Below are 17487 nucleotides of genomic sequence, written 5' to 3'. Positions count from 1 at the left end.
CCCAGGGCTCCCGGCCGCCGCGCTCAGTTCCGGCTCACGCGGACCACCGCGCTGCGCGTCGTGCCGCTCACCGTCACCGACACCCGGACGGTGCCCGGCCGGTGGGCCGCCGTCAGGGTGCCCGTGGCCGGGTCGAGGCGGGCCGGTCCCGTGACCTGCCAGTCCGCACTGACGGGGAACGCCACCGGCACGTCCCTGCCGTCCTGGGTGAGGACGGCGCGCACCGTGGCCGTGCCGCCCGCGGGGACGGCGGCGGGCGCCGAGAGGGTGAGGGCGTCGGTGTGCGGGCGGGTCTGCACGGAGATCCAGTCGGGGCCGCCGCGCCAGGGCGCCCGCCGCGCCGCGGCCTGTGCCGCGTGCGACACGGTGTCGACGCCGACCAGCGACCAGCCGGTGAATCCGCCCCGGTCGGCGGGGGCCGCGGGGGCCTTGCCGGTGTTCCCGTTGATCAGGTAGGGGACGCCGTCGACATGGGAGGCGTCGAAGACACCGACGTGCCCGCCGATGAACACCGCGCCCTTGCCCGTGCGCTGCTGGAAGTCCGCGAGCCACCGTTCGAGCAGGGCCGCCTCCTTGCGGTCGCTCAACTGGCTGCCCTGCTGCGGGGTGGGGTCGCGCGGCGGCACGTGCTCGATCACCGCGACGGACCGTACGCGGTCGTCGCCCGCGGCGGCGCCCAGCTGGGCGCGGAGCTGCTCGACCTGGTCGAGGCCGCCGCCGCGCAGGGTCAGGCTTGAGGTGTCGAGGGTGAGGAAGCGGGTGCCCCGGTGGTCGAAGACCCGGTGGGCCGGACCGAACTCGGCCGTGAAGTCGGCGAGGGAACCGCCCATCACCTCGTGGTTGCCCGGTACGTAGAACCAGGGGACGGCGCCGCCGAGCTCCTGGTCGAGCACCTGGTGGGCGAAGGCGAGGTCGGCGGGCGACCCCTCGTCCACGAAGTCGCCGTCGACCACCACGAAGTCCGGCCGCGCCGCCCTGATCTGGTGCAGGGTGCGCCTGGCCTGCGCGACGATCACGCTGTCCGGCGCCGCGGCGACGAACTGCGCGTCGGACAGCACGGCGAACCGCCAGGTCCTGCCGCTCGTGTCGGCGGCCGTGCTGATCAGCGGGTCGGGCGCGGCGGCCGCCGCGGGGAGGTCGACGGCGGGTGGCACCTGGGCCGCGAGGTCGTCGATCTCGATCCGGCCGGTGTACGCCTTGGTGGCGTCCGTCTCCGCGAGGTAGAAGCGGTACACGCTCACCGGTGTCGCCACGCCGGGCGGCACCGTGAAGGCCACCTGTCTCCAGCCGGTCCACGTGACGAAGGGCCCGCGCAGCAGCTGGTCCGTGCCCGTCGCGTCCTTGAGGTGCAGGGTGGGCCAGGCGCCGTGCCCGTCGCCCTTGATCCACAGGGTGAAGGACTGCGGCTGCCCCGGCACCGGGACGGGCGCGGGCGGCGCCGCGTAGGCGGCGCGGGTGGCCGTGGAGCGGGTGAAGTCGTAGCTGAGGGCGAGGGCGGTCCCGGTGCGGCCGTCGGGCGCGGCGGCGACCGACCCCGCGGCCCGCGCCCGGCTGAACGTCCAGGAGGCGGCGTCGTCGAAGGAGGCGACCTGCCGCTGTTCGAGCCCGACGGTGACGGCGAGCACGGTCCGCACGCCCGCGGCGGTTGCGGTGATGCGTCCCGCGCCCCCGCCGGAGCGTGCGCGCACGGTGAAGGAGCCCGTGCCGTCGTCGGCGACGGAGAACAGCGCGTGGTCGTAGTCGAGGCGGACGTCGCGCGGCTCGACGGGCGCACTGTCGCCGTGCGCGTCGAGGCCGACGAGTCCGAACGCGCCGGTGGCCGCGGCGTCGGCGAGGCCGATCCGGGGCGTGGTGGGGCGCAGGGTGGCGAGCCGGTCGAGGACGTGGAGAGTGGTCTCGCCGTGCGCTGCGCCGCGTGCGGCCCGTACGCGCACGGTGCCGCCTGAGCGCGCGGTGAACAGGCCGTGCCGGTCGACGCCGCCGACCGCGGGCCGCGAGGTGTGCCAGGCGGGTGTGCCGGCGGCGGGGCCGTACGTCTCGTCGTAGCCGGCGGCGGTCAGTCGGCGGGTGAGGCCGGGGAAGACCCGGTCGGGGTGGCCGCCGGCGACGGGGTCGGCGGTGGGCGCGTCCTCGGCGGGCGTGCGGGTGGCGACCCGGAAGCCCCTGAGCCGTCCGCTGCCGTCGGGGGCGGTCAGCGCGAGGCCGTTGGCGACGGCGCGCTCGCTGCCGTCCGACGGGGTGTTGTCGACGTGCAGGGCGTCGCTGCCGGGGTCGCGGGAGACGAGGGTGGTGGAGCCGCCGCCGTCGAGGTTGAGGGCGCTGTACGAGCCGGCCTTCTTCATCATGGCGCCGAGTTCGGTGAGGGTGACGCCCGCGCTGTCGGCCTGGCGCCCGTCGACGGTGAGGACCTGCATGCGGCTGCCGTCGCGGGAGAAGCCGACCGCGGTGCGCGGGGCCGCCGTGTTGTTGCCCTCGCCGTCGTGGTTCTGCGGGACGCCGTCGACGACGAGGGGTTCGCGGCCCGAGACCGCGGTGCGGGGCACGGAACCCCCCGCGGTGCGGGGCCGGTAGGTGAGGGAGACGGGGTCGCCGGGGCGCAGCGCGGCGAGCGCGGTGGCACCCGCCTCGCGGCCGACGAGTTCTGTGGTGCCCTCGGGGATGGGCCCGCTGCCCGGCGTGCCGCTGACGGAGACGACCCGGCCGCCGCGCACGGCCGCCTCGGCGAGCGGTCCCGTGGAGGCGTCGACGGTGAGCGCGCGGTCCGCGCTGCCCCAGGCGGGCGTGTAGACGCCGATGGAGTCGGCGGGCACGTCGGCGGCGTTGTAGGCGGCGAGCGGCCGCTTCCCCGCGGGGAGGGTGAGGGTGCCGTCGAAGTACAGCCGGCGGATGCGTCCCGCGCCGTCCGCGCCGAAGGCGAGGGCCGGTGAGGAGCCCGCGCTCGCGGACTGCACGACGGAGCCGCCGCTGACGCCCTCGCCCTCGGGGGCGCCGGTCTCGTCGATGTCGAAGAAGTCCGCGTTGATCGCGGCGACGGTGCGGCGGCCAGGACCCGCGTCGTGCCTGGCCGCCATGTCCGACACGGTGTCACGTCCCGTGACGGTGCCGGAGGAGAGGTAGTCGGCGCGTGCGCCGGTGCCGTCGAGGTCGACGTCGAGGGCGGAGACCCGCAGCCACTTGTCGGCTTCGAGCCGGTCGTACGAGGTGAGTTCGACGCCGGGCGCGACCGGGTGGGACTCGGAGCCGGTGAGGATGCCTGCCCCTGCGGCGCCGGGTCCCGCGCGGCCGGGGGCGAGCGCGCTCGCGGGCGGCGGCGCGACGGGTCTGAGCGCCTCGGCGGTGCTGCGGGGGCGCGGATCGTCCCCGGTGCCGGCGAGCGCGGGTGCGGCCGTGCCCGCGGCGAGCGCGGCCACGGCGGCGAAGACGACGGCACACCGGCCTGCGGTTCGTGGTCCCACGCGTCCTCCTGCGAGTGGCGCCCCGCCTCCGGTCGGGCGGGGTCGCACGCCAGCATTGCCGTGCACACGCCAATGAACCAGACATCAGGGGGAACATCGGGAAGAACAGGCCGTGACGCGTTCCGACCGTACCGGCCGACGCCCGGCGGGCAGGTGACGACGCGTCACCGCGCGGGGCCTCCGCCCGTCGTCAGCGGGCGGCCGGGTGCGGCAGGTCGTCGCGGTGCAGCAGGAGCACGGCCATGTCGTCGCCGCCGTGGACGTCGTCGGCCTTGTCGAGCAGCCGGGCGGCGAGCGCGTCGATGTCCTCAGGGTCCTCGACACCTTCGGGCCCCTCGGCGACGGTGTCGGCGAGCAGGCGCATCCGGGTGCCCAGGTCGGTGCCCGGCACCTCCACCAGGCCGTCCGTGCACAGCAGCAGCGTCTCGCCGGGGCCGAGCAGCGCCCGGGTCACCGGGTAGTCGATCGCTCCCGAGCCCGCGAACTCGGCGGAGAGGCCGAGCGGCAGCCCGCCTGCCGACGGGATCCACTGGCAGGTCCCGTCGCGCCGCCGCACGAGGACGTCGAGGTGTCCTGCACGGACGATGCGCAGCAGGCCCGTGGCGAGGTCGGCCTGCACATAGGTGCAGGTGGCGAACCTGTCGGTGTCGAGTTCGCGCAGGAACACGGACGTCCTCGCCAGCGCGGTGGCCGGCGGATGTCCCTCCGCCACGTACGCGGAGAGCACCATGCGCACCTGGCCCATCACGACGGCCGCGTCGGTGTCGTGGCCCTGTACGTCGCCGATGGCGAGGCCCACGCCGCCGTCGGCCAGCGGGATCACGTCGTACCAGTCGCCGCCGACGCTCCTGCCGAGCCGCGCCGAGCGGTAGCGCACGGCGACGGCGGCGCCGGGCACGGCGGGGACGACCCGCGGCAGCATCGCCTGCTGGAGGTTCTCCGCGAGGTCGTGCTCCTGGCCGTGCAGGAGGGCGCCCTGGAGGCTCTGCGCGATACCGCTCGCCAGGGTGAGCAGGAGGTTGCGCTCGCCCTCGTGGAAGGAGTGCGGCTCGGGGAAGAGGACCCCCAGCACACCGAGGAGCCGGCCCTCGGCGATCAGCGGCAGATAGGCGCCCGCGCCCAGCGGGAACGGCTCGATCTGCGGCCACATCGTCGGATAGCCGGTGCGGTACTCCTTCGGGGAGCGGACGAACAGGGACCTGCGGGCCGCGACGACCCGCGCCATGGGCAGCGGCTCGTCGAGCCGCGGACGCTCCAGGATCGGCAGGTCCACACCGATCTCGGGATGGGCGAGCACGTGCAGCCTGCCCCCCTCGACCACGCCGAGGATCATGCCGAGTGCGCCGAGGCCGCCCAGCACCTCGGGGTCGTTGAGCGCGGCGGTGACGTCGTCGAGGGACACGGCCTGCGCCATCAGGAAGCTGAGCCGCTCGACGAGCCCGCTGCGGCCCGCGCTCTCGCCCGCGGCGGTGCCCGCGCTGTCCGCCTCGCGCACCACGCCGACGAGCCGGTCGGGGCGGCCCCTGCTGTCGTAGCGTATCTGCGCCTGCGCGTGCAGGGTCCGCAGGACGCCGTCGTGCCCGCGGGCGCGGTAGTACGCGCCGAAGCCGTCGACGCCCTGCCGGAGCACCAGCCGGGCCCTGGCGCGCAGCCGCGCGGCCTCCTCGGGCGGGATCATGCCGGTCGCCGTGGTCGCCCTGCCGTCGTACGCGTCGGGGCTGAGGCCGAGGACGGCGAGCGCCGCGGGGTCGAGGTCGAGCCGTCCGGCGCGCAGGTCCCAGTCGAAACTGCCCATGCGGCCCGGCACGTGCGCCTGGGTCGGACGGGCGGTCGCGCTGTGCGCCCCGGGCGGGAGACCGCCGGGCGCTCCCCCATCGGCCATGCAGCCACCATCTCACCATCCGGGCCCGCGCACTTCCCGGCGCCCGCCCCCGCGGGGCGCGTCCTGGCGCCGCGCCGCACCCGCTGCGCGCCGGAGGGCGGTCCCGGCGGTCAGGGCCCGGTGATGCGGTCCACGTCGCCGAGGGCGAGCGCCGGCGCGGAGAGCCGTTCCGGGCCCCGGCGCAGGCCGGCGGCGACGAAGTCGAGGTGACGCTCCCACGCGGCGGGCGCGATGTCGCCCGCCGTCTCGATGACGCCGCGCAGCGCCCAGACGACGGTGGCCACGTCGGAGACGGTGACCCGCGGGTCCACCGCCCCCGCCGCGCCGGCGCGCTCCAGGACGGCGGCGGTGAGGCCGCGCAGGTGGCCGACCTGCTCGGGGGCCGCGAGCTCGCCCCAGGCGAGGGGCAGGTAGCCGCGTGCCGCGGCGATGCGGTGGCCGACCGTGCGCAGCAGCCGGTCGAGGCCCTCTGCGGGCGGCAGCCGCAGCGCCTCCTCGGCGAGGGCGACGAGTTCCGCGTAGAAGCCTGCGACCAGCTCCGCGAGGAGAGCCTCCTTCGTGGGGAAACGGCGGTACAGCGTCGCGGGCGCGACGCCGGCGCGGCGCGCGATGTCCTCCATCGGCACGGCGCGCCCCCGCTCCGCGAAGGCGGCGGCCGCCGCCTCGACGATCCGCGCGCGGTTGTCGGCCGCGTCGCGCCGCAGTCCCTTGCCCATCGCCCCTGCCCCTCGTCCGGTGAGCCAGGACCCTACTCGCGCCCGCCCTCGGGGAAGTCGGCCGACCTGCTCACCTCGGCCCAGGCGCGGGTCTCTGCGGCACGTTCTGCGTCCGCGCGCTCGGCGAGCGCGACCGCGCCGGCGCCGAGCAGCAGCCGGGTGGGCGGCTGCGGATGGCGTACGACGTCGAGGATGACGCGCGCCGCGCGCCTCGGGTCGCCGGGCTCGGCGCCCCCGGTCCGCTCCCGCAGGCGGTGCATGGCGCCGACGCTCTCCTCGTAGTCGCCGCCGACGGCGTCCCGCCGCATGGAGGAGCCCTGCCAGTCGGTGCGGAAGGCGCCGGGCTCCACGATGAGGACCCGCACGCCGAACGGGGCGACCTCGTTCTTCAGCACCTCGGAGAAGCCCTCGACGGCGAACTTGGCGCTCTGGTACGCGCTCAGGCCCGGCGAGCCGCCGACCCGGCCGCCGACCGAGGAGAACTGCACGAAGATGCCGGAGCGCCGGGCCCTGAGCACCGGCAGGGCGGCGCGCGTCACATGGAACACGCCGAACAGGTTGGCCTCGAACTGGGCGCGGAAGTCCGCCTCGTCGATCTCCTCGACGGGCGCCGAGTTCGCGTAGCCGGCGTTGTTGACGACGACGTCGAGGCGGCCGAAGGCGTCGACCGCGGTCTTGACCGCGGCGCGCGCGGCCGCCGCGTCGGTCACATCGAGGGCGACCGCGCGGACGCGGTCGCCGTAGGTGCGCGCCAGGCCGTCGAGGTCCTCGGGGCGGCGCGCCGTGGCGACGACGCGGTCGCCCGCCTCCAGCGCAGCGACGGCCAGCTCCCGGCCGAAGCCACGCGAGCTGCCGGTGATGAGCCACGTCTGTGTCATGTCCGTACTTTCTCTCCGCGGTGTGCGCGGCGCCTGGCTGTCCGGCGCCGCGCCGGTCCGCCCCCGGGGCCGGTCTCCCGGCCGCCGCGGGGCCACTGCCGAGTTAAATGAAAGTAAGGCTCTCACTTATTCCCGCGCGGCTCGCCCTCCCCCTGCACCGGGTCGATCCTGGCGGTCCTGACGTGCTCGTAGGCCAGGGTCGTCTGGACGTCGGCGACCTCGCGGCGCTCGGTCAGCCGGTCGATGACGAAGGCGTAGACGCCGTTCACGTCGGGCACCGCGACGTGCAGCAGGAAGTCGTGGCTGCCCGAGGTCACGAAGAGGCCGATGACCTCGGGCAACCGCGCCGCCCAGTTGCGGAAGCCCTCGATGGCAGGCCGGGCGGGCGGCCGGATGCGCACCGAGATGAGCGCCTGCACGGGGCGGCCGACGGCGTCCAGGTCCACGGCCGCGTGGTACCCGGTGATCGCGCCGCGCTCGCGCAGCAGCCTGACGCGCTCGAGCGAGGTGGACGGCGAGACGCCCGTCTTGGCGGCGAGATCGCGGTTGGTCTGCCGGGCGTCCTCCTGCAATGCGCGCAGCAGCGCACGGTCGACCGCATCAAATTTCATCGGATCTCCCTCTCGGCGTACGAGATGCGGCACCTGGCACAGGGCCGGAACGTGCGCTCAGCGTAGACCCGCACCTGGGCCCGCCAGGGGGCCCGCCCGCCGCTCAAGGCCCGGGGGACGAACACGTACAGAACGCCCGAACGATCCGCGGGTTCCACGGGGGTGCACCCATTCGATACACATTCGGCAACCATCTGCGGTGCATCCGTTACCCGCAGTGAGTTGCGGCGTTGAAGGTGCGTGAGGCCGCACATCGTGCGGCTGTGCAACAAACGTTCAAGGAGATTCTCGATGTCGCGTATCACGAAGGCCACCGCCGTTCTGGCCGGCGCCGGTGCCGTTCTGGCCGCCGGTGCCGGTATGGCCTCCGCCGACGCCGGCGCGGGTGCTGCCGCGGTCGGTTCGCCGGGTGTCCTGTCCGGCAACATCCTCCAGGTCCCGGTGCACGTCCCGGTCAACCTCTGCGGCAACACCATCGACGTGGTGGGCCTGCTGAACCCGACCTTCGGCAACACCTGCGCCAACGTCGACGGCCACCAGGACCACGGCCACGACGACGGTGGCTACGGCGGCGGCTACGGCGGCTGACACCCCGCGCGGGTCGTCACCGGCCCGCACCCCGGGTGGGCGTCCGGCGGGCGCCCACCCGTTTTCCCCCTCGTGGACGATGCCTCCCGCGCAGTGCGCGGGAGGCATCGTCTGTGTCGCGGCTCGTCAGGCGTAGCGATAGGTCCCCGCGTGGCTGAGCATCGCCGACGGCTTGACGTTCCACGGCGGCATCGGCTCGTCCAGGCTGATCACCCGTCCCGCCTGCTCGTCGCTCGCAGGCAGCTTCCGCGCCGGCAGGTACCCGGACTTGGGGTGGCGCGCCTGCCAGCGGTCCCAGACCAGGTCCACGAAGGCGTGGTGCAGCCAGAACACCGGGTCGTTCGGCGAGGCGGCGCCCAGCATCTCGCCGCCCACCCAGCGGTGGACCCGGTTGTGGTTGCGCCACGGCTGGTCGACAGTCGGCTTCACCCAGCCCTCGACGCCGTTGCGGAACCCCGTGGCCGAGGTCGAGTTCCACGGCGCCACGTCGTAGACGCTCTCGCTCATGGCGCGCTCCAGCTCCTGCTTCGAGGGCAGGGCGATGGGGTCGCGCCCGGGGCGGCCGAGGTTGCGGGTGAGGAAGGGGTCGTCGGTGACGTTGCCGCGGATGGTCCAGTCGCCCGCCGAGTAGGCGAAGGGCCCCGTCATCACCTGCTGGTCGCGCTCCCGGCCCGTGCCGCCGAGGAAGTCGTCACGCCACAGGGCGGCCGCCGGGGTGTTGTCGACCGTCCAGTCCCAGTAGGGCACCGACACCTTCGGGTCGATGGACTGGAGCGCCTGCTCGAACTCCAGCAGGAACCTGCGGTGCCAGGGGAAGAAGGTCGGGGCCATGTGGCCTGAGCGCAGCCCCGTCTCGCCGTCCGGCGTGTAGAACTCGACATGGGTACGGACGAAGCCGTCGTAGTCGCCGCGCCGCTTCAGTTCGAGCACGGCGGAGACGAAGGCCCGCTTCTCCGCGGCCGTGAGGTCGCGCTGGTTCTTCCTCGTGTACATGCGGTGGCTGTCCTCCCGGAGGGTCAGGCGTGGTGGAGCATCGGGTCGTCGAGCGCGAGCTGCGCCCCGCGCAGGTCGTCGACGGCGGCGCGCGCCGCCGCCGTGAGCGTGGGGAACGACTCGTAGTGGTTGACGGCGGTCATATAGCTGCCGTCGGCCCGCCGCATCACCGGCAGCGGCCTGCCGTCGATCAGCACGTCGTGCGTCGGCGTGGCCAGGTACGCGCCCGAGGGCAGCGCCGCAGCCTCGACCGGCGCCTCCTTGGGCGCGTGCCGCACCTGGATGTGCCGGCCCCGGTACGTCTCCTCCGTGACCCGGCCGGGCGACGCCTGCGCCGCGGGGCCGGGGGCCGGTGCGGCGTACGCGCCGGGGTCCGGGGTGCGTCCGGCCCGCGCCAGGGGGGCGAGGGCGGCGGCCGTGCCGCCCGCCATGCCGAGGCCGAACACGGTGCGCAGCAGGGTGCGCCGGGTCCGTCCGCCGTGCTGTGCCGCGTCCTCCATGCAGTCCTCCGCTCGTCGGTGTACGGGACACCGATACGGCGTCCCGCATCCCCAACGAGAGCGCGGGGCAACGGTTGCTGCGGCAGTGGTGTGACGGTCCGCATGGCGGTGCAGGGTGCGGGGCGCCCGACGCGCCGTCAGGCGGTGCGGCGCGGCCGCAGGGTCGAGGCCCGTACGACCAGTTCGGGCTCCAGCACGATCCTGCGGTGTCGGTGGGCTCCCGCGCGCTCGCCCGTCTCCTCGATCAGCAGGCCGGCGGCGAGCTCCCCCATCCGGCGTGCGGGCTGGCGCACCGAGGTGAGCGGCACGGCGGCAGCGGCGGCGAACTCCATGTCGTCGTAGCCGACGAGCGCCACGTCCTGCGGGACGCGCACGCCCGCCTCGTACAGCGCCTGGAGCACGCCGAGTGCGAGGAGGTCGTTCGCGCAGAACACGGCGGTGGGCAGCGGCAGGGCGCCGAGGAGGCGTGCGCCCGCGTCGCGGCCTGAGGCGACGTCGAGGCGCGCGGTGCCTATGCGGCGCAGCGCCGACGGCGGCAGGCCGCCCTCGGCGAGCGCGGCGAGGGCGCCCTCGTACCGCTCCTGGCACTGCGTCAGGTGCAGGGGGCCGCTGACGTAGGCGAGGGAGCGGTGGCCGCCGAGGAGCAGGTGGCGCACGGCGAGAGCGCCGCCTGCCAGGTCGTCGACGGAGACCGAGCAGCCCTCCCCGCTCGGCACCACGCGGTCGACGCACACGTACGGGATGCCGTGGTGGCGCAGGATGCCGAGGGCGGTGCCGGTGCGGTCGGCGGGGGTGACGAGGACGCCGCGCACCCGCTGCTCCGAGAAGATCGTCAGATAGGCGCCCTCCTCCTCGGCGCTCTCCGCGCTGTCGGACACCATGACGCCGAGCCCTGCGGCCCGCGCGGAGCGCTCGGCCCCCGCGGCGACGGCGACGAAGAAGGGGTTGGCCATGTCGAGGACGAGCAGTCCGAGCATGCGGCTGCTGCCCGCGCGCAGCTGGCGCGCCGACTCGCTGCGGACGTAGCCGAGGCGGTCGATGGCGGCGAGGACCCGGCGGCGGATGCCGTCCGTGACGGAGTCGGGGCGGTTGATGACGTTGGACACGGTGCCGACCGACACGCCGGCCGCGTCCGCGACGTCCTTGATCCCCGCCGGCCGGGCCCGGTCCATCAGGCGCCGACCTCCACCAGGTCCAGTCCCGTGAGGTCGGCGAGCGCGCGCAGGTCGGGCAGGAGGCTGCCGGTGGCGAGGGCCCAGTGGTGGCCGACGCCGCTCGCGCTCCACGCGTCGGTCCACTCCCCCGGGTCGCGGCCGAAGTCGACCCGCGACGTGGTGTTGCCGATCCGCAGCAGCGGCCCGCCGACGACCTCGCCCTCGGCCGCGATCAGCCGGTACCGGCCGTCACGGCGCTGGCCGAGCCCGACGAGGGTGACGGGTCCGTGCCGCACGTCGAACTCGACGGACACGCCCCAGCCGCGCTTGCCGTGGTAGACGCCGAGCCCCCGCAGCAGCGGCTTGCGCTCGCTGATGGCGAGGTGGCCTGGGCCGTCGTGGCCCATCTCGACGACGCCGGCGGTGAAGTCCAGGGCCTGGAGCTCGGTGAAGGAGCCGCCGGCGCCGAGCCGGTCGGCGATCAGCATCGCGAGGGACGTGCGCAGCTCGTACTCGCCGCAGGCGGGCACGCCGCGCGCGGTGAGCAGGGAGGCGCCGAGGATCATGCCGGCGCCGAGCCGCTCGTGCGTCTCGCCTTCGAGGCCGCGGTGGTAGTACGCGAGGGAGTCGAGGTCGAAGTCGGCGACGAGCCCGTCGAGGCCGACGGCGACCCGGGCGGCCCAGCGCAGGTCGTCGTCGACGACCGAGTCGGCGAGGTCGAAGACGTCCCGCGCCTCGGCGAGCTTGGCGTCGGTCTCCGCGTCGGAGACCTTCTCCACCCGGACCCTGAGGTCGTCGAACTCCAGGACCTCCAGGTGGCCGCCGAGGTTCCCTGTGACCATGGTGAGGTCCGTCGACACGTCGTACATGCCGGGGTACAGATGGCCCATCAGGCCGTGCCGGCCGTGGCGCAGCACGGAGCGCACGCCCGCCGCCCTGATCCAGCGGCCGATGCGGTCCCAGGCGCGCTCGTCCTCCAGGTGCCCGGAGACGGAGCGGAAGGGGACGCCGACCCGCTCGAAGGCGTTGGCCATCTCCGGCAGCGGGCAGGCCCCGCAGTAGGCGAGCCACTGCCCGGTGTCGAAGGCGGCATGGTCCATCGACGCGGTGGGCTGGAGGTTGATCAGCAGGACGGGCGCGCCGCTGCGCTGCGCGACCGGCACCAGCATGCTCGCGGTCATGTACGTCGTCAGGAAGCCGACGATGAGGTCGCAGTCGGCGGCCCGCAGCTTCTCCGCCGCGGCCGCGCCCTCCTGCGCGTCGGAGACGAACCCGGCGTCCACGACCTCGGCGTCGAAGGCGCCCATGCGCTCGCTGACGCGCGCGGCGGACCTCCGCAGCTGGGGCAACAGGTCGGGGAACTGCGGCCAGTAGGCGCCGAGGCCTCCGGCGACGAGCCCGACGCGGGGCGTACGTGCGACGGCTGGGGTACGGGCGTTCATGGCGGCTCCATCGGTGGGGGCGGGCAGGTGGGGGCGGCGTGTCGCGACGGGACGGCATGCGACACGCCGCGGTCCCGCGGCCGGTGCGGCGGGCCCCGGCGGGCGGGAGCGCCGCCTGGTCCTGTCCGCCGGGCGGTTTGTCCCCGCGGGGAGGGCGCGTCATTGTGCCAGCCGGCCCCGCCCCGGCCCCGGAGCGTCCTGGGCCGGGTCCCGGCGTGGCGCACGCGGTCACCCGTCCCCGCGCCGGGCCTGCGGGCCGCAGCGGCCGCGCCGCCCGGCCGCCGTCCGCTCAGAAGTGGAACTGGTCGATGTTGGACTTGGTGAAGACGGTGGGCGCGCCGAGGACGACCTCGCCGTCCTTGCCGACGGTGTACTTGCCGAGCTTGCCCGCGGTGAAGGTGTCGCCCTGCGCTCCGGTGATCTGGCCCGAGGCGAGCGCGGCGGCCGCGTACGAGCCGAGGTAACCGAGGTTCTCCGGATTCCAGAGGGAGAACTCGGCGACCGTGCCGTCCTTGACGTACTTGCGCATCTGGTCGGGCGTGCCGAGACCGCCGAGGACGACCTTGCCCTTGTACGAGGAGTCGTCGAGGTAGCGTGCGGCGGCGGCGATGCCGACGGTGGTGGGCGAGATGATGCCCTTGAGGTCGGGGTAGGCCTGGAGCAGGCCCTGTGTCTGCTGGAAGGACTTCTGGTCGTCGTCGTCCCCGTAGGCGACCTTGACCAGCCGCATGTCCTTGTACTTGGGGTCCTTCAGCTCCTGCTTCATGTAGTCGATCCAGGTGTTCTGGTTGGTGGCGTTCTGGGTCGCGGAGAGGATCGCGATCTTGCCCTTGTAGCCGATCTGCTTGCCCATGTGCTGGACGAGGCTGCGTCCGATGTCCTCGGAGCTCGCCTGGTTGATGAAGACCTGCCGGCAGTCCTTGGCGGTGTCGGAGTCGTACGAGACGACCTTGATGCCCTGCTTCATGGCCTGCTTCAGGGGGCCGCAGACCGCGTTGGGGTCGTTGGCGGCGATCAGGATCGCGCTCTGCCGCTGCTGGATCAGCGTGTTGATGTAGGAGACCTGGGAGGAGGCGCTGGCGTCGGAGGGCCCGACCTCCTTCGCTGTGCCCTGGAAGCCCTTGGCCGCCGCGATGCCCGCGTCGTCGACGATCTTCTCGTACGGATTGTTGATCTGCTTCGGCAGGAACGCCAGCTTGAGGTCCTTCTTGAGCGGGGCGTCCGGGTCGGCCTTGGCGGAACTCGCCGCGGCCCCCGCCGAGTCGCTCTGGGCGTCGCTCTTGGTCGTGCCCGAGCAGGCGGCGAGCGAGACGGCCAGGGCGCAGACGGCGGCGGCTGCGGCGGAGCGTCCGCGGGCAGTGGTACGGATCGTCATGGGTCGTGGCCTTTCGGAAGGGTCGCTCGGGAGGGCGGGGCGCGCGGGACCGGCCGGGCGGCCGGCCCCGGGTGGCGGGGCGGTGCGGCAGGCCCGTCAGGTGGCGGCGGCGCGCGGGGCGGCGGCGCGTCGCTGCCGCCGCTCGATGACGGCGCCGATGACGCGCGGGGTGAGGACGGAGGCGACGAGGAGCAGGCCGGTGACGACGGTCTGCACCTCGTTGGGCACGTCGTTGAGGGTGAGCAGGTTGCGCAGCACACCGACGAGGAGGATGCCGGCGACGGCGCCGGCGAGGGTGCCCTTGCCGCCGTCGAAGTCGATGCCGCCGAGCAGGATGGCGCTGATGACGAGGAGTTCGTATCCGGTGCCGTTGTCGGCGCGCGCGCTGCCGTAGCGCAGGGTGAAGACGATGCCGGCGAAGGCGGAGAGCAGGCCGGTGAGGACGAACAGCAGCAGCTTGTAGCGCTTGACGCGGATGCCGGCGAAGAAGGCGGCCTCCTCCTGGGCCCCGATCGCGAACAGGGCACGGCCGAAGGACGTGGTGTGCAGCACGAAGGCCGTGACGGCGGCGAGCACCACGAAAAGCACCACCGGGTAGGTCAGGAAGGTGCCGGGCACGGTCGTGGTGTTGGCGGTCCAGTCGGCGTACTTCTGCGGGAAGTCGGTGACGGCGTCGCTGCCGAGCACCACGGAGGCGAGCCCGCGGTAGAGGGCGAGGGTGCCGATGGTGACGGCGAGCGAGGGCAGTCCGACCCGGGTGACGAGCCATCCGTTGAGCAGGCCGCCGAGCACGCCGACGACGAGGACGAGCGGCACGATGGCCTCGAAGGCCCAGCCCGCGTTCCACAGCGCCCCGGCCAGCGCGCTGCTGAAGCCGAGCATGGAGCCCACGGACAGGTCGATCTCGCCCGCGACCACCAGCAGCGTCATCGGCAGCGCGATCAGCGCGACCTCGGAGATGTCGTTGAAGGCGAAGGCGAGGTTGCCGCCGCCGGTGAAGCCACTCGTGGTGCCGAGGCCGACGAGGAAGACGGCGATCAGCAGCACGACGACGGCCGTGTCCCAGCGCAGGCCGAGCGCGCGCAGCCGGGCCGCCGCGGCGGGCCGGGGCTCCGTCGCCGGTGCCGCGCCGGTCGCGGGGCTGCGGGTGTCAGGCCCCATGGCGGGCGCTCCTCTTCCTCAGTGCTGCGGTCATCCGCAGGTTGACGACGCGGTCGACGCTGATGGCGGCGAGGAGCAGGGCGCCGGTGATGGCGCCCTGCCAGAACGAGCTGACCCTCAGCACCACGAGGGCGCTGCCGATGGTGGTCACCAGTAGGGCGCCGAGCGCCGCGCCCCAGGCGGTGCCGGTGCCACCGGTGATGGCGACCCCGCCGACGACGACGGCGCTGACGACGGTCAGCTCGTAGCCGTGCGCGTTGTCGGCGACGACGGTGCCGAACCTGGCGAGCCACAGCGCTCCGGCGAAGCCGGCGACGGCGCCGGAGAACAGGTAGGCGCCCAGGACCCTGCGGCGCATCGGGATGCCGGCGAGGCGCGCCGCCTGGGGGTTGGAGCCGATCGCGTACAGCTCGCGCCCTGCGCGGTAGCCGCGCAGGAAGTACGTGGTGAGCGCGAGCAGCACGACGGCGATCAGCGGCAGGTAGGGGACGCCGAGCACGCTTCCGCTGCCGAGGCGCAGCAGCGGGCCCGGCACCTGGGCGGCGTTGATCTGGTCGCCGTGCGCCCACCAGTAGTCGAGGCCCTGGATGACGTAGAGCATGCCGAGGGTCACCACGAGCGCGGGGACGCGGCCGAAGCTGACGAGGCATCCGCTGACGAGCCCGCAGGCGAGCCCGATGAGGACGCCGAGCAGCAGGGTGACCAGCACGCCGTGGTGGCTGTCCGCGGTGAACTTGCCGCAGGCGAAGGCGGCAAGGCCGGTGACGGACCCGACGGACAGGTCGATGTTGCGGGTGATGACGACCACCGACTGGCCGATCGCGAGCAGCACCAGGATGGACGCGTTGAGCAGCAGGTCCTTGACACCCTGGCTGTCGAGGAAACGCGGGTTGGCGATCCAGGTGCCGAGGATCAGCAGGACGAGGGCGCCGGCGATGCTGATCTCGCGGGCCCGGAAGACGGTGTCGACGAGGGAGCGCGCGGAGCGTGGCGCCTCGGCAGTCGCCGCGGGCTCGTCGGTCAGGGTCGTCATGCCGCCGCCCTCTCGCGCCCGGTCGCCGCGGCCATCACGGACTCCTCGGTGGCCCGGGCGCGGGGTATCTCGGCCGCCACGCGGCCCTCGTGCATGACGAGGATCCGGTCGGCCATGCCGATCACCTCCGGCAGGTCGGAGGAGATCATCAGGACGGCGAGGCCGTCAGCGGCGAGCGAGGACAGCAGGCGGTGCACCTCGGCCTTGGTGCCGACGTCGATGCCGCGGGTCGGTTCGTCGACGATGAGGACGGCGGGCTCGGTGGCGAGCCACTTGGCGAGGACGACCTTCTGCTGGTTGCCGCCCGACAGGACGCCGACGGGGTCGCCGAGCCGGTTGTACTTGAGCTGGAGCCGTACGGCCCAGTCGGCGGCGCGGCCGTGTTCGAGGACGCGGCGCACGAGCCCTGCCCGGCCGAGCGCGCCGAGCCCGGTGAGGCCGATGTTGCGTTCGATGGACATCTCCATCACCAGGCCGCGCTGCCTGCGGTCCTCGGGGACGAGGGCGAGCCCCGCTGCCATGGCGGCGGTCGGCGAGCCCTTCGGCAGGACGCGGCCCGCCACCTCGACCTCGCCCGCGTCCGCGCGGTCCACGCCGAAGACGGCCTGCGCGACCTCGCTGCGGCCCGCGCCGACGAGTCCCGCGAGCGCGACGATCTCGCCGCGCCGCACCTCGAAGGAGACGTCGTGGAAGACGCCCTCCCTGGTCAGCCTGCGGACCGTCAGGGCCTTCTCGCCGAGCTCCGCGCGCTGCTTGGGGTAGAGCTCGCCGAGGTCCCTGCCGACCATGCGGCGCACCAGGTCGTCCTCGGTGAGCCCGTCGAGCGGCTCGGAGGATATGAGCCGGCCGTCGCGCAGGGTGGTGACGCGCGAGCAGAGCCTGAAGATCTCCTCGATGCGGTGGGAGATGAACAGGACGGCGGCGCCCTCGGCTTCGAGGGCCCGTACGACGGCGAAGAGGCGGGCGGTCTCGCTGCCGGTGAGCGCGGCGGTCGGCTCGTCCATGACGAGCACGCGTGCGTCGAAGGAGAGCGCCTTGGCGATCTCCACGATCTGCTGGTCGGCGATGGACAGGCCACGCGCGGGGCGTTCGGGGTCGAGCGGCACGCCGAGCCGTTTCAGCAGCGCCTCGGTGGTGGCGCGCACGGCGGCGCGGTCGATCCTGCCGAGTGCGCGGCGCGGCTGGCGGCCCATGAAGATGTTCTCGGCGACGGAGAGGTCGGGAAAGAGCGTCGGCTCCTGGTAGATGACGGCGATTCCGGCGTCGCGGGCGGCCGCGGGGCCGCCGAAGGTGACGGGCCGTCCGTCGAGCAGCACCTGCCCGGTGTCCGGCCGGTGCACGCCGGCGAGCGTCTTGATCAGGGTGGACTTGCCCGCGCCGTTCTCCCCGGCGAGCGCGTGCACCTCACCGGGGAACAGCTGGAGGGACACGCCCTCCAGGGCCCGCACCGCGCCGAAGGACTTGCTCACGTCCCTCAGTGCGAGAACGGGGGCTCCGCCCGTGTCGTGCTGGTTCATCGAAGGCTCCTCGGCGTGGCCGGACTCCTGGCCATGAAAGGTTTCAAAGAAGATGCCAGGGAAGCTAGACGCCGCCGCCCGACGGCGTCAACGGGTGTGCCCGACATTTTCCGGCGCGCGCTCAGGGGATGCCTGCGGAGCATGCTGCTCCGGGCGGGAACCGCCGGGAGCAGCGGAAGTCT

The 17487-nt window shown here is 74.1% G+C and carries 14 protein-coding genes; 1 reads left to right on the top strand and 13 read right to left on the bottom strand.

Annotated features, from left to right (window positions below):
- Positions 1–23 precede the first annotated feature (23 nt).
- The 5 genes from AB0910_RS22660 to AB0910_RS22640 form a co-directional block, all read right to left on the bottom strand.
- Positions 24–3455 (bottom strand): phosphodiester glycosidase family protein, encoded by a 3432-nt coding sequence (locus tag AB0910_RS22660; protein WP_366746438.1) that lies wholly within the window; start codon positions 3453–3455, stop codon positions 24–26.
- Positions 3456–3645: 190 nt separating this feature from the next.
- Entirely contained in the window at positions 3646–5337 is a 1692-nt protein-coding gene (locus AB0910_RS22655) for a SpoIIE family protein phosphatase (RefSeq protein ID WP_366746437.1), read from the bottom strand.
- A 110-nt stretch (positions 5338–5447) separates the two neighbouring features.
- Positions 5448–6053 (bottom strand): helix-turn-helix domain-containing protein, encoded by a 606-nt coding sequence (locus AB0910_RS22650; RefSeq protein WP_366746436.1) that lies wholly within the window; start codon positions 6051–6053, stop codon positions 5448–5450.
- A gap of 32 nt (positions 6054–6085) precedes the next feature.
- Positions 6086–6931, bottom strand: coding sequence for an oxidoreductase (locus AB0910_RS22645; protein ID WP_366746435.1), 846 nt, complete (start codon positions 6929–6931; stop codon positions 6086–6088).
- A gap of 122 nt (positions 6932–7053) precedes the next feature.
- On the bottom strand, positions 7054–7542 hold the full coding sequence (locus AB0910_RS22640; protein ID WP_366746434.1) for an Lrp/AsnC family transcriptional regulator: 489 nt from the start codon (positions 7540–7542) through the stop codon (positions 7054–7056).
- A 291-nt stretch (positions 7543–7833) separates the two neighbouring features.
- On the opposite strand from AB0910_RS22640, the gene AB0910_RS22635 reads away from it, so the two are divergent.
- Positions 7834–8130, top strand: coding sequence for a chaplin (locus AB0910_RS22635; RefSeq protein ID WP_366746433.1), 297 nt, complete (start codon positions 7834–7836; stop codon positions 8128–8130).
- Positions 8131–8256: 126 nt separating this feature from the next.
- Here AB0910_RS22635 and AB0910_RS22630 read toward each other — a convergent pair whose 3' ends face one another.
- From AB0910_RS22630 to AB0910_RS22595, 8 genes are all read right to left on the bottom strand, one after another.
- Positions 8257–9123: a tyrosinase family protein gene (locus AB0910_RS22630; RefSeq protein WP_366746432.1), complete on the bottom strand. Its 867-nt coding sequence runs from the start codon at positions 9121–9123 to the stop codon at positions 8257–8259.
- Positions 9124–9146: 23 nt separating this feature from the next.
- Entirely contained in the window at positions 9147–9623 is a 477-nt protein-coding gene (locus AB0910_RS22625) for a tyrosinase family oxidase copper chaperone (RefSeq protein WP_366746431.1), read from the bottom strand.
- Positions 9624–9760: 137 nt separating this feature from the next.
- Positions 9761–10795, bottom strand: a complete 1035-nt coding sequence (locus tag AB0910_RS22620) for a LacI family DNA-binding transcriptional regulator (RefSeq protein WP_366746430.1) — start codon at positions 10793–10795, stop codon at positions 9761–9763.
- Entirely contained in the window at positions 10795–12219 is a 1425-nt protein-coding gene (locus tag AB0910_RS22615; RefSeq protein WP_366746429.1) for an L-fucose/L-arabinose isomerase family protein, read from the bottom strand. The genes AB0910_RS22620 and AB0910_RS22615 overlap by 1 nt, the downstream gene beginning before the upstream one ends.
- Positions 12220–12508: 289 nt before the next feature.
- The gene (gene rhaS / locus AB0910_RS22610; RefSeq protein WP_366746428.1) at positions 12509–13594 is read right to left on the bottom strand and encodes a rhamnose ABC transporter substrate-binding protein; all 1086 of its coding nucleotides are present in this window, start codon (positions 13592–13594) and stop codon (positions 12509–12511) included.
- Positions 13595–13690: 96 nt separating this feature from the next.
- Entirely contained in the window at positions 13691–14755 is a 1065-nt protein-coding gene (locus AB0910_RS22605; protein ID WP_366746427.1) for an ABC transporter permease, read from the bottom strand.
- Entirely contained in the window at positions 14745–15788 is a 1044-nt protein-coding gene (locus tag AB0910_RS22600; RefSeq protein WP_366746426.1) for an ABC transporter permease, read from the bottom strand. Before AB0910_RS22600 ends, AB0910_RS22605 begins: the two co-directional genes overlap by 11 nt.
- Positions 15785–17305 (bottom strand): sugar ABC transporter ATP-binding protein, encoded by a 1521-nt coding sequence (locus tag AB0910_RS22595; protein ID WP_366746425.1) that lies wholly within the window; start codon positions 17303–17305, stop codon positions 15785–15787. Before AB0910_RS22595 ends, AB0910_RS22600 begins: the two co-directional genes overlap by 4 nt.
- Positions 17306–17487: the final 182 nt, after the last annotated feature.

It is taken from the genome of Streptomyces sp. NPDC047002 (assembly GCF_040704505.1).
GTDB lineage: Bacteria > Actinomycetota > Actinomycetes > Streptomycetales > Streptomycetaceae > Streptomyces.
This window is presented reverse-complemented; position numbering and strand designations above follow the sequence as displayed.

What these genes read in the sequence shown, in the direction of transcription:
- AB0910_RS22655 (WP_366746437.1), bottom strand. Translation starts at nt 5,337, where the DNA reads ATGGCCGATGGGGGAGCGCCCGGCGGTCTCCCGCCCGGGGCGCACAGC.
- AB0910_RS22650 (WP_366746436.1), bottom strand. Translation starts at nt 6,053, where the DNA reads ATGGGCAAGGGACTGCGGCGCGACGCGGCCGACAACCGCGCGCGGATC.
- AB0910_RS22645 (WP_366746435.1), bottom strand. Translation starts at nt 6,931, where the DNA reads ATGACACAGACGTGGCTCATCACCGGCAGCTCGCGTGGCTTCGGCCGG.
- AB0910_RS22640 (WP_366746434.1), bottom strand. Translation starts at nt 7,542, where the DNA reads ATGAAATTTGATGCGGTCGACCGTGCGCTGCTGCGCGCATTGCAGGAG.
- AB0910_RS22635 (WP_366746433.1), top strand. Translation starts at nt 7,834, where the DNA reads ATGTCGCGTATCACGAAGGCCACCGCCGTTCTGGCCGGCGCCGGTGCC.
- AB0910_RS22630 (WP_366746432.1), bottom strand. Translation starts at nt 9,123, where the DNA reads ATGTACACGAGGAAGAACCAGCGCGACCTCACGGCCGCGGAGAAGCGG.
- AB0910_RS22625 (WP_366746431.1), bottom strand. Translation starts at nt 9,623, where the DNA reads ATGGAGGACGCGGCACAGCACGGCGGACGGACCCGGCGCACCCTGCTG.
- AB0910_RS22620 (WP_366746430.1), bottom strand. Translation starts at nt 10,795, where the DNA reads ATGGACCGGGCCCGGCCGGCGGGGATCAAGGACGTCGCGGACGCGGCC.
- AB0910_RS22615 (WP_366746429.1), bottom strand. Translation starts at nt 12,219, where the DNA reads ATGAACGCCCGTACCCCAGCCGTCGCACGTACGCCCCGCGTCGGGCTC.
- rhaS (WP_366746428.1), bottom strand. Translation starts at nt 13,594, where the DNA reads ATGACGATCCGTACCACTGCCCGCGGACGCTCCGCCGCAGCCGCCGCC.
- AB0910_RS22605 (WP_366746427.1), bottom strand. Translation starts at nt 14,755, where the DNA reads ATGGGGCCTGACACCCGCAGCCCCGCGACCGGCGCGGCACCGGCGACG.
- AB0910_RS22600 (WP_366746426.1), bottom strand. Translation starts at nt 15,788, where the DNA reads ATGACGACCCTGACCGACGAGCCCGCGGCGACTGCCGAGGCGCCACGC.
- AB0910_RS22595 (WP_366746425.1), bottom strand. Translation starts at nt 17,305, where the DNA reads ATGAACCAGCACGACACGGGCGGAGCCCCCGTTCTCGCACTGAGGGAC.